The sequence below is a fragment of the Brevibacterium sp. p3-SID960 genome, from assembly GCF_025144725.1.
Classification (GTDB): Bacteria; Actinomycetota; Actinomycetes; order Actinomycetales; family Brevibacteriaceae; genus Brevibacterium.
The window spans coordinates 58822-69320 of record NZ_JALXKS010000005.1 but is presented as its reverse complement, the minus strand read 5'-3'; the positions used below and the strand labels follow the sequence as shown (position 1 = coordinate 69320).

Below are 10499 nucleotides of genomic sequence, written 5' to 3'. Positions count from 1 at the left end.
CATCATGAGTGAGCCAACCGCCTACGACCTGACACAGGACACCCGCATTAAGGGCGTCGAGGATCTAGTACAGACCAGCTACCAGCCGTTTCAGGGGCCGGAGTTCAGTTATCCTGTCGTGCATCAGCCGATGGATGATGAGATGTGGCAGCAGGTCACTCTCGGTATCGGGGACGGCATTCTGGATGATGACGGCGGCCCATACTATGCGAGCGTGTCTGACACGACGGACACGATCACGATCCGCCCATCAAGTGAGTCTGGCCGTGCTAGGGCGATCTTGAAGGGCTTCTATCATGAGCTGCGGAAGCCGGTCACGCTGTCGCTCCCACCGGTCTCGTCCCCTACCGTCTATCATGTCGGTCTCGTGTATGATCCACTCCGGCATAAAGAGCCGGGCGGCCCGATCCGGCTTGAGGTGTGGAAGGGTGCCGGAAACTTTTCGTCGGGGCGGCGACCGCTAGAGTTCTACGAGATCCCACGCAATCCGTCGCAGCTACTGTCGGCAGCCTGGGCGAACAGAAAGAACAAGCGCCGCATGGTGTCCCCTGCCCAGATCGCGGGGAACAAGGACGCGCTGCCAGCGTTCGAGCACGTCATCTGGGGTACTCGCGTCCTTTGTCTGGACAGGATGGAGTGGTGGCGTGCCGACTCGTCAGGCTGGATCAATCTCACCAGCCCGGCCTGGACGCGGATCGGTCTCCCTAACTCGCTCAGTCATGGTGGCCGTCCGGCCGAGTACAGGTTCGCCAACGGATACCTGGAGCTGCGAGGGTGGGTCACCAGCAGCTCTGATTTCCCCACGTCGCAGTCCTCGGTGATCGGCTGGCTGACCGGCGGCGACACACTACCGGAGTTCAGGACCATCGTCGGCACGAACCGGGGCCGGTGGGCAGGCCTGTCCAGCCGACAAGGGTCAGCCGGGTATGACAACCTCGCCGTGGACACGCCAGAGCCCGGCATCCGGTCGATCTGGCTGGACGGCGTCCGCATCCCACTGAGGTGACGTGATGCCTGAACGGATCATCCACACACTCGACGGCAAACGTGGCGGCTTCCTCCTCATCGTCGGTATCGGCTGGCTCGCTATCGGCCTGTCCTACGCGCTCGGGCCAACCACACAGTCGCGGGCCAGGGGGTTCTCGTGGCTGCCGCAGTGGCTGGACGCGAACGAGTTGGGCTGGCTATGGGTCGCCGCAGCAATAGTCGCTATCGTCGCCGCGCTCACCTCACGCAGATACCCGCGCCGGGAAAACTGGGCGTTCGGGGCGGTCACGATCCCGCCCGTTTTGTGGGTGGTGATTTTTGCGTGGGCGACGATCATCGGTGAGCATCCGACCGGCTGGATTTCGTCCATCGCCTACGGGCTTTTCGCGACTATCATCTGGCACTGCTCATCCTGGCCTAACCCGTCCCGGTATCACGATGTGGAGGGCGGGAGTGAACGCACATGACAGGTACCCTACTCGGCACTATCGGTGTGCTCGGGGCAGCCCTCATCACCGCCGTCTTCACCTACCTCGGGGTGCGGCGGAGCGCACGGGCACAAGCATCACAGGCGGCAACCGAACGGGAGCTGGGGCTTATTGACCGGTGGAAGACGTTCGCTGACGAGGCGGAGGAACGCGCCGACCGGATCGAACAGAAAGTCAACCAGAAGATCGCTGCCCAAGATGAGGCGATAGCTGACCTACGGCGCAGACTGTCCTGCCTCGAAGCACGCGAAAAGGTGCTTCGCGACTACGCGCACCAGCTCCGTATGCACATTGAGAGAGAACTCGGCCCGCCAGCACCACCCTGGCCGGACGATGTAAACAAACCCCCGCACTAACGCGGGGGTTTTCTAATTCAAGGAGACGACATGTCCTACAAGCTGTATGACCGCCTGTTAAGGGCGGTGAAAGCGTCCGGGCTGCCGTACACGGTCGTCGGCGACGCTGCCTCGCGCGGCCGGGGAACGATGGGCCACATAGCCACCATCACTGCACATCACACCGCCACGCCCCGCAGCTACCGCCGGGGCACCGACTACCCGACCTACAACGTCGTCAAGAACGGCAGGCCGGGACTCCCCGGCCCCCTCGCCCAGCTCGGCCTCGGTCGATCGGGGCACGTCTATCTGTTCGCTGCCGGCATCGCCAATCACGCCGGTCGGTCGCGGGCAACGTCCATGACCAATAAGCACGCCATCGGCATCGAGGCTGAGGGTGCGATGGAGCCGTGGCCGAAGCAGCAGTACGACGCCTATGTCCGGCTCGTCCGCGCCCTGCTCGATGAGTTCAACCTGCCCGTGTCCCGTGCACTGCGGCACGCTGAGACCTGCTCGCCGCCCGGCCGCAAGCCGGACGCGAGCTTCAGCGGTCCGGCGTTCCGCCGTGCTGTCGACAACCTTTCACTGAAGAAATCACCTACACCCGCACCTGAAAAGAAGGGACTGTTCGGAATGAGCATCATCGCCACCGGAAAAAACACGAACAAGCGCACCATCAAGCCGGGGCAGACCGCCCGCATCCCCGTCGGAAAATATTTCTCGCTCGCCACCGTGAAGAAGGGGCAGACTGTCCGCCCCACCGTCCGCCTCGCCCTCCACGGAGCACACGAGGAGGACGTACTCGCCGTGTCGGCCAAGATCGTGGACTACGCGCCGAAGAGCAACCCGCAAGACAAGATCGTCGGCAACTTCTTCACCTCCGACTTCAAGGGCGCCACCGGCGGCGGTTGGTCCGACCACGTATACACCGGCCAGGCGTACAAGGTCAGCCAGACCCCGCGCAAGGGCGGGAGTCTGCGCCTGCAGCTCCTCGTCACCAACAAGAGCAAAAACCCCATCGACATCCGTGTTACCGATTTCGTGGTGGAGGGAGATTGAAATGCGCATCGTCACCATCGACAACGCCTCAGCGACTCAGACCGAACATCCCGCCCGCGCTGCGGTGCGGACGTTCATTCAGGCGTTCATCCCGGCAGCGGCGCTGTTCATCCTCGCCGTTCCGCCGGTCGTCGACATCATCCTCGATGAGGTCGGCAAGGCCGGCCTGGAACTGCCTGGCTGGCTGTACGCGGCGTTGACTGGCCTGTCGGTCGGTACGGCGCTCATCGCCGCGATCGTCGCCCGCATCATGGCTATCCCGGCCGTAGAGAAAGCGCTGCGGTCGATCGGCCTTGGTGCTGCGCCGACTGAGCCGGACTTCGGCACCTGGGACGGCGACGAGGTTGAGGCTGACGTGGACGACCTGGCACAGGAGCCCGCCGACGAGCCGACCGACCTCGGCGTGATCGACACCATCGACCCCGACGACTACCGGGCAGAGCACTGATCATGGACGAGATGACTGACGAAGAACTCGCCGCCGAAATTGAGCGGCTGCAGCAACAACTCGCCGTCCGCAAAACCCGCAGGGCTGTCGAACGCGATCTCGCTGAGCATGTGGACCGGGTGCAGGCTGAGTGTGCTGATGCGTTAGAGGAGCCGTTCAAGGTCGGGCGGCTGGAGGTCGCGGAGGGAGCGGTGACGATAGAACGCGCCGACCCAACGAACACCGAGTGATACACTCGGTCTATCTGTTTCCCGACGTGAGTTCCTCTACTGCTTTGCAGGGAGGGCACTAAGCGCCCCACACCATCCCGGTGTGGGGCGCTTTTTAGCATTCACCGTCGCCACACGTACACGTGTTCTGTCGTCTTCAGCGGCGCACCCTCAGGCCCCTTAATGTGTGAGGGAATCCAGGTTGCGCGCCGCTTGCTTTTCTTCGGCCCGTAGGCCTGCTGCCGCCAGTGGCCACGCACGATCCAGCGCTGACGATACTCACGCCCACTCCTGCCGCGGTCATCGCCTGGAGTGGCGATGTGGCGTGGTGCGCGCAAGTCGATCAACGTCACATGCTCGTCATACGGTGGGCCAGGGTCACGCGGTTGGCTAGAGATGTGGCGCGGCTTATCGATCTGCTTCCGGTCAGAAACCGTCGGCGTCGCAGCCAGGATCCAGGTCGCGGCGAGCATCGCCATGAGCGAGATGATCGGACTGCCCGGACTGATCCGCGTGGAGCCAGCAGGGCCGTCCATGCGCCCTCTGGCATCAAGGGCCTCGAAGTCCAGCGGCAGCGTCCCCCCGATAGCGATGAACGGTTGCAGCGGGCCTGTATGACCCGGCAGCGGGCCTGGCAGTCGGTGAGCTTGCACGCACGCTCTGACTTCGATGTCAACGCCGTGCCGCGTCCACACTAGCGCATCAACGTGCGCGTGAGTGAGCTGATGTTGGGTGCCGTCGCTGAGCCGGACAGGAAAGCCACCGGTTTCAGTCGTGTCTAGCAGCGGCAGCGGATGGGCGAAGCCGATCAAGCCCGTATCGGCTGGGCAGTCCTCCGTCGATATGACAGGGATGTCCCGTGCCGCATCGAGGGCGGCGAGGCTCATGTCTTTCGTCACCCACCACAGAGCGGCAGCCCCCAGACGGTTAGCTAACGACCGATCCGAGGCCGCATCGAACTCATAGCCTTCCGCATCACCGGCTCGGTCCTGTGCGTGGTAGCGCTCAGCCTGCTGAGTCGCTTCTGTTGCATGGGAGAGCAAGCTGGAGGCCAGTAGGTCACGCACCCACGGCATCCCCGCCGCGGCCCACCTGCGGGCGCGGCGGCGGCTCACACCCACTCCAGGGTGAGTCCCGGCACCTTCGCGCAGACGCGGATGCCGACGTGCTTCCACCAGTCAACGGTGACCGGGCCGGGCATGGTGACCTGGGGTCGCATGTCGTTGATCTGCTCAGCGGTGCGGGGGATCTCCATCGGCCACTCGGCGCGGTTGCGGCCGTAGTGGTCGGACAGGCAGGTGACGGCTAGCTCGGTCGCTGCTTGCAGCTTGCCAAGCTCAGCGACCACACCGGCCGGTGGCGAGTATGCGCCCTTGTCCCAGGCGCGGGCAGAGTTGATGGACACACCGAGGTAGTCAGCGATGCCGGCAACCGAGTAGCCGAGGTAGGTGCGAAGTGCGCGGAAGTGCGCGGCGGTCATCGTCTCCATGATGTCCTTCCCAAGAGATGTGCCCCAGCCGGTGCCGGCTGGGGCAGTGGGGTTAGGCGCGCGCGATGTGAGCGACCAGGTAGTCGCCAGCGTCCTCCCATTCAGTCGTGCGCTGGTAGCCCTGCGCGGCGATGATCTCGTCGGCCTCAGCGAGGTCCCACATGTCGTCCTCGACCGTGGGGTTGGTGGCTTCGATCCACTCCACATGATCGGCCGCGCCCTGGGTTTCGCCAGTTTCAGCGAGGTCGCGGTCGATGAGGAAGTCGACTCCGAGGGTAGGGTAGAGGCTGGTGGTCTGCTGTGGGGCGAAGGCGAGGTTTGCGGTCATTGGTCGATCTCCTTGTGATCGGTGCCGGGAGCTTGTCTCCCTTGCTTTCTATACCTCCAGAATAGACCCAGATTGGGTATCGTGCAACCCTGGTGGAAGTGATCTACATCACATATGCAAGGACTCTAAAGGACTGCAAAGGTCGGCGGCCGGTGACCACTTTTCGCCCACCGTCTGCCCACTCGCACCCCCACCTACACCCACCAGACCACACCAGAAAACCGCGAAAACAAGACAAACTCGGATAACCATGCAGGTACGAAAAGTGGGCCCCGTGGGGATCGAACCCACGACCCACGGATTAAAAGTCCGTTGCTCTACCAACTGAGCTAGAGGCCCGCAGACTGATTGTAGACCGCTGGTCCCACGGCGCCCAACTCGACAGCCCGAGCTGCGGTTTCACAGCCGCCAATCAACGCTCCACGGACTGATCTCGCGCTTCCTGGGACCGGAAGCGTCTGCAGGCTGGCCCTTCTTGCGTCCCCACCACCGGCTGCCTCTGCCGCCAGCCTCACTGCTGCCGGTCTGATAGGTACGCGGCGCCGCGGGGTCGAAGTCCTCCGCACCCTCGTGGACGAGGATCTGGCTGTCAGCGGTCACCGGGTCGATGACCTCGCCGGGGATCACCTGACCCTTGGATTTGCGCAGCTGCAGCAGCCGGATGAGGTGCTTGAGCCCGCCCATGAGGTCGGCGTCGGCCTTCGGCGTGCTGATCTTCGGGTCGAGGTCGTGGGGGAAGGTGCCGGGGTACGGGTCGAAAGCGCTGCGCGAATGCCGGACGACGGTGCGCGCCATCTGATGGTTGACGACACCGCCGATCACCGCACCGATGCCGAAAGGCATGAGGCGGCCGACCATCGACCCGCCGGTGCGCGCAGCGTACTTGCGCATCATCGTCTTGCGCATCCGCTTGGTCAGCGTGTCCATCATCTGTGCCGGGATCTGCTTGGCGACCATCGGGCCCCAATGCGAGGTCAGTGCCGGACCCTCACCGGCAGCCTGGGCGGAGAACTTCTTCACCAGGTCCTTGCCTGCGTTGCCGAGCATCAGACCCATCACCAGCGCGTTCGCCCGCTGCGGATCGCGCACCGGCAGCCCGTGCAGTTCGGTGACCGCCTGCGCGTACAGTGCTGAGGCTTCTAAGAATCCGGCCGTCTCCACAGCCGCGACACCAGCGGCAGCCAGCGTCCCGAGCCCTGGCACCACGGCAGTCGCGCCGACTGCAGCACCTCCACCGGTGGCTGCCCATAGGTAGTGCTTGCGGACGATGTCGGCGATCTCCGCAGGCGAGGCCTCGGGGTTCTTCCGCCGCAGCATTCGCAGGTACGCCAGCACCGCAGGGCGCTGCACGGCCAGCAGCCTGCGCACTGTGCCCTCCGCATGCGGCTTGAGCTCGCCGTCCTTCGTGAACGCGAACTTCGTAGCAGTCTTGAGACCCGTCTGGACCTTCGCACTGTTGGTCATAGCCATACGGTAGCGCCGTTGGCTGAGAGACAGGTGTAGGATTCCCGGCAGGGCGCCTTGCCAGCCCGCGTAGACTGGGCGCCTTGCCAGCCCGCGTAGACTGGGCGGCGTGTCACAGCCTCGTTTTCACAAGCCCCTGCCGATGCCGGACATGGATCCGCTCGACACCGCCCCCGACCCGGCCGCGCGCACCGAGCTCGCGCACTCGACGGCTGCCCTGCTCATCTCCCCGCACCGCGACTCGAGCACCGATCCTGACCGCGACGACGCCGCCACCGCCCGTTTCGTCCACCTGGCCGAGGAGTTCGGTCTGGAGGCCATCGCCGAGGTGTGGGCCAGCGCCCCGGCGGTGAGCCTGCCCGGTTCCCTGTGGCGCCTGTACGCCATCCGCGAGTGGATCCGCCGTTCGCCGCGCCAGGTCGCGGACTGGTTCTCGTCCGGCCGGGACGGCCGCACCGCACCCGAGGTAATCGCCGGCATCGCCTCCCCGCCGGGTCCCGACGAGGTTGCCCGGGCCGCCGATGAGATCCTCGCCGGCGCTTTCCGCGGCGACTACGCCATCGCACTGGCCCGGGCCGCAGCCTTCATCACCGTCACCGCCCGGGGTCGTCGGGTCGAGAGCCCAGCCGACACCTCGGGCGCGGGGGATTTCGAACGCCTCGCAGACGACCTCGCCGCCGCCGCGCGGGCCTACACCCAGGGCCGCCTCGACTGATCGACGTTGAGTGCCACATCGAGAGCGCCGAGTATTGCAGAGAACGCCTGCGATCCTCTCACCAGGGACTCTGCCGGCGGCCTTCTGCAGAGCAGACGGCCAGCCTCCAGCCGGTCTCGTGTCGCGCCGGGGTCCGTGCCGGGATCTGCCCCGGTTGGGCAATTCAAGACGAGCTTGTATCCTGGCTTCACGGTGCCGGATCGCTGAAGCCCCGGGCTCCAACACCTGCCGCTTCGAGCGGCCACACGCCGAGAGGCGCTCTCGGTCCGGCACCGCCACACCTCATTGCGGACGAGCGGACTCGGGCACCCCCTCCCGCAGCCTGCGCAGCGCTCAGCCGCCAGACTCCCGACGTCCCAGTCCAAGCAGATCCACTGCCGTGACGATCATGAGCAGTCCGAACCACGGAGGACGGCGTGCGCCTGAGACGGACACCGCAGGATACCCAGCTCTTCGCCCGCTGCACCGAGCTCGCCGAGCTCATCCAGGGCTGCAACCTCGTCCTCGCCGAACTCTCCGGCATCCCAGCAGACGCCCGCCAGCAGGCCGGTGCCCGCATGCAGGAGCTGACCGACCAGGCTGACGCCGCACTCGGGGCGATCACCCGGCAGCTGCGCGAGAACTACATCACCCCGCTCGACCGCGGCGACTTCTTCGCCCTCGCCGATCGCCTACGCGAGGTCTGCTACCAACTGGAGTCCGTCAGCTTCGCCATGACGTCCCAGGTCTTCGACGAGCTGCCGGCCGGCGTGCCGGAGATGCTGGCAGTGCTGTCGCACCAGTCAGACCAGACGCTGCGCATGACTCGCCGGCTGCAGGGCCGCTATGACCAGTGGGATTACGTCGAGACGATGGACCGCCTGCACCTGCGCGCCATCTCGTTGAGCCAATCGATCGCCGACGCCGTGCCGCTGTCGCGCCGGGGCCTGACCTACACCGCAGCCTCGATGCAGCTGGCGTCCGCCTTCACCCAGGCCTCGGCATCCTTCAAGAACGTCGGCCGCATCGCTGCCGCCATCGCCCTCAAGGAATCCTAGGCCGGAAGTGGATTTCGTCTCCTCCGACGTGCTGTTCACCGTCGTCATCGTCCTCACCATCGGCTACGCCTTCGTCAACGGCTTCCACGACGCCGGCCTGTCCGTCGGCAATGCCGTGGCCTCCAGGTCCGTCCACCCGCGCCTGGCACTCATCATCGCAGCGGTGTTCAATTTCATCGGGGCTCTGCTCGGCCAGGGCGTGGCTGAAAGCGTCGCCGTGGCCCTCGTCGAGTTCCCGCCGGTGGAGAACACCGTCCTGCTTGTGCTTGCGGCCGGGATCTTCGCCGCCCTGGTCTGGAACATCACCACCTACCTGGTCGCAGTGCCGGTGTCCTCGACTCACTGTCTGTTCGGCGGGATCATCGGGGCAGCCTTGGTATTCGGGATCGTCACCGATGCCGGTCTGGTGTTCTGGACGCTCATCGCGCCGGTCTTCCTGCTCCCGGTCGTCGCGCTCATCATCGCCTACGCCGCCAGCCGCGCCACCACCCGCGTACTGGCCAGCCACGCGCCCAAGCCGCTGTTTCGCCACAGCCGGTTCGCCAACAACGTGCTCTCGGCCTTCCTCGGCCTGGCCCACGGCATGCAGGACGCGCAGAAGGTCGGCGTCGTCATGATGATCGCGATCCTCGCCCACACCGACCCGGTCGGCATCAGCCACGATGTGCTCGGCATCGCCTGGCCGGTTCGCATCCTCATCGCCGTCGCCCTCGGTTTGGGCACCTTCTTCAGCGGCTGGCGGATGGTGCGCACCGTCAGTGTCCGCATGGTCACCATGAGTGAGCCGGTCAAGGCCACTGTCGCCGACGCCGTCTCCGCCGGCTTCCTCTTCGTCGCCGCGGCCCTGCTGCGGTTGCCGGTCTCGATGAGCTACCTCGTCATCGCCTCCAACATCGGCACCGAGCTCGGCACACCCCGTCCGCATGTGCGCGGCCGATTCCTCATCCCGGTCGTCGCCGTCGCCGCCACCGCCTTGTTCATCACCGGCCTGCTCGGCGCGGCAGTCGCCCTGCCGCTGTACCTGCTGCACTGATCCGCAGGCACCGGCCACCTGCAGACCACACGCAGAGACGACCGTTCCCGAGGGGGGGGGCCCCCCCGCGGGAACGGTCGTCTGTGTGCGGGGGAGCAGACGGGTGGCTCAGCCGAAGCGGCCGGAGACGTAGTTCTGCGTCTCCTCCTTGTCCGGGTTGGAGAAGATCTGGTTGGTGTCGTTGAACTCGATGAGCTTGCCGGGCTTACCGGTGCCGGCGATGTTGAAGAACGCCGTGCGGTTGGACACGCGGGCGGCCTGCTGCATGTTGTGGGTGACGATGACGACGGTGTACTCATCCTTGAGCTCGTTGATGAGGTCCTCGATCGCCAGCGTCGAGATCGGGTCGAGCGCCGAGCACGGCTCGTCCATCAGCACCACCTCGGGCTGGACGGCGATCGCACGGGCGATGCACAGACGCTGCTGCTGACCACCTGACAGGCCCGAGCCGGGCAGGTTGAGACGGTCCTTGACCTCGTTCCACAGGTTCGCTCCGCGCAGGGCGCGCTCGGCGAGATCGTCGGCATCGGACTTCGACAGGCGCCGGTTGTTCAGCCGCACGCCGGCCAGCACGTTCTCCTTGATGCTCATCGTCGGGAACGGATTGGCGCGCTGGAAGACCATGCCGACCTCGCGGCGGACGTTGACCGGGTCGACGCCGGGGCCGTAGATGTCCTGGCCGTCCATGAGCACCTTGCCCTGCGTGTATGCGCCGGGGATGACCTCGTGCATGCGGTTGAGGGTGCGCAGCACAGTCGACTTGCCGCAACCGGACGGTCCGATGAAGGCCGTCACCGAGCGCGGCTCGATGTGCATGCTGATGCCCTCGACGGCGAGGAAGTCGCCGTAGTAGATATTGAGATCTTCGATGTCGATCTGCTTGGACATGAGTGAGTATTTCCCTTTC

General features: G+C 65.4%; 14 protein-coding genes and 1 tRNA gene. 9 read left to right on the top strand and 6 right to left on the bottom strand.

Features of this window, described 5'->3' with window-relative positions:
• Nucleotides 1–4 precede the first annotated feature (4 nt).
• From M3B11_RS02610 to M3B11_RS02585, 6 genes are read left to right on the top strand one after another with little or no spacing between them, the layout of a single operon-like run.
• On the top strand, nt 5–1006 hold the full coding sequence (locus M3B11_RS02610) for a hypothetical protein (RefSeq protein ID WP_259875218.1): 1002 nt from the start codon (nt 5–7) through the stop codon (nt 1004–1006).
• Between the two features lie 4 nt (nt 1007–1010).
• The gene (locus M3B11_RS02605) at nt 1011–1454 is read left to right on the top strand and encodes a hypothetical protein (protein ID WP_259875216.1); all 444 of its coding nucleotides are present in this window, start codon (nt 1011–1013) and stop codon (nt 1452–1454) included.
• The gene (locus M3B11_RS02600) at nt 1451–1831 is read left to right on the top strand and encodes a hypothetical protein (protein ID WP_259875215.1); all 381 of its coding nucleotides are present in this window, start codon (nt 1451–1453) and stop codon (nt 1829–1831) included. Before M3B11_RS02605 ends, M3B11_RS02600 begins: the two co-directional genes overlap by 4 nt.
• A 30-nt stretch (nt 1832–1861) precedes the next feature.
• Nucleotides 1862–2869, top strand: coding sequence for an N-acetylmuramoyl-L-alanine amidase (locus M3B11_RS02595; RefSeq protein ID WP_259875213.1), 1008 nt, complete (start codon nt 1862–1864; stop codon nt 2867–2869).
• Nucleotide 2870: 1 nt separating this feature from the next.
• Entirely contained in the window at nt 2871–3317 is a 447-nt protein-coding gene (locus M3B11_RS02590) for a hypothetical protein (RefSeq protein ID WP_259875211.1), read from the top strand.
• A 2-nt stretch (nt 3318–3319) separates the two neighbouring features.
• Nucleotides 3320–3547, top strand: a complete 228-nt coding sequence (locus M3B11_RS02585) for a hypothetical protein (RefSeq protein ID WP_259875209.1) — start codon at nt 3320–3322, stop codon at nt 3545–3547.
• Between the two features lie 101 nt (nt 3548–3648).
• On the opposite strand, the gene M3B11_RS02580 is transcribed toward M3B11_RS02585, so the two are convergent.
• From M3B11_RS02580 to M3B11_RS02560, 5 genes are all read right to left on the bottom strand, one after another.
• Nucleotides 3649–4593 (bottom strand): hypothetical protein, encoded by a 945-nt coding sequence (locus M3B11_RS02580; RefSeq protein WP_259875207.1) that lies wholly within the window; start codon nt 4591–4593, stop codon nt 3649–3651.
• 44 nt (nt 4594–4637) lie between these two features.
• On the bottom strand, nt 4638–5015 hold the full coding sequence (locus M3B11_RS02575; protein ID WP_259875204.1) for a DNA-binding transcriptional regulator: 378 nt from the start codon (nt 5013–5015) through the stop codon (nt 4638–4640).
• A gap of 52 nt (nt 5016–5067) precedes the next feature.
• On the bottom strand, nt 5068–5343 hold the full coding sequence (locus M3B11_RS02570) for a hypothetical protein (protein ID WP_259875202.1): 276 nt from the start codon (nt 5341–5343) through the stop codon (nt 5068–5070).
• A 266-nt stretch (nt 5344–5609) separates the two neighbouring features.
• A tRNA-Lys gene (locus tag M3B11_RS02565) sits at nt 5610–5682 on the bottom strand.
• 60 nt (nt 5683–5742) lie between these two features.
• Nucleotides 5743–6807 (bottom strand): hypothetical protein, encoded by a 1065-nt coding sequence (locus tag M3B11_RS02560; RefSeq protein ID WP_259875200.1) that lies wholly within the window; start codon nt 6805–6807, stop codon nt 5743–5745.
• 109 nt (nt 6808–6916) lie between these two features.
• Between M3B11_RS02560 and M3B11_RS02555 the strand changes: the two genes are divergently transcribed.
• From M3B11_RS02555 to M3B11_RS02545, 3 genes are all read left to right on the top strand, one after another.
• The gene (locus M3B11_RS02555) at nt 6917–7522 is read left to right on the top strand and encodes a hypothetical protein (RefSeq protein WP_259875199.1); all 606 of its coding nucleotides are present in this window, start codon (nt 6917–6919) and stop codon (nt 7520–7522) included.
• Nucleotides 7523–7938: 416 nt separating this feature from the next.
• The gene (locus M3B11_RS02550; RefSeq protein ID WP_259875198.1) at nt 7939–8559 is read left to right on the top strand and encodes a DUF47 domain-containing protein; all 621 of its coding nucleotides are present in this window, start codon (nt 7939–7941) and stop codon (nt 8557–8559) included.
• Between the two features lie 7 nt (nt 8560–8566).
• Nucleotides 8567–9592 (top strand): inorganic phosphate transporter, encoded by a 1026-nt coding sequence (locus M3B11_RS02545; RefSeq protein ID WP_217006275.1) that lies wholly within the window; start codon nt 8567–8569, stop codon nt 9590–9592.
• 108 nt (nt 9593–9700) lie between these two features.
• Here M3B11_RS02545 and pstB read toward each other — a convergent pair whose 3' ends face one another.
• The gene (gene pstB / locus M3B11_RS02540; RefSeq protein WP_259875196.1) at nt 9701–10480 is read right to left on the bottom strand and encodes a phosphate ABC transporter ATP-binding protein PstB; all 780 of its coding nucleotides are present in this window, start codon (nt 10478–10480) and stop codon (nt 9701–9703) included.
• Nucleotides 10481–10499: the final 19 nt, after the last annotated feature.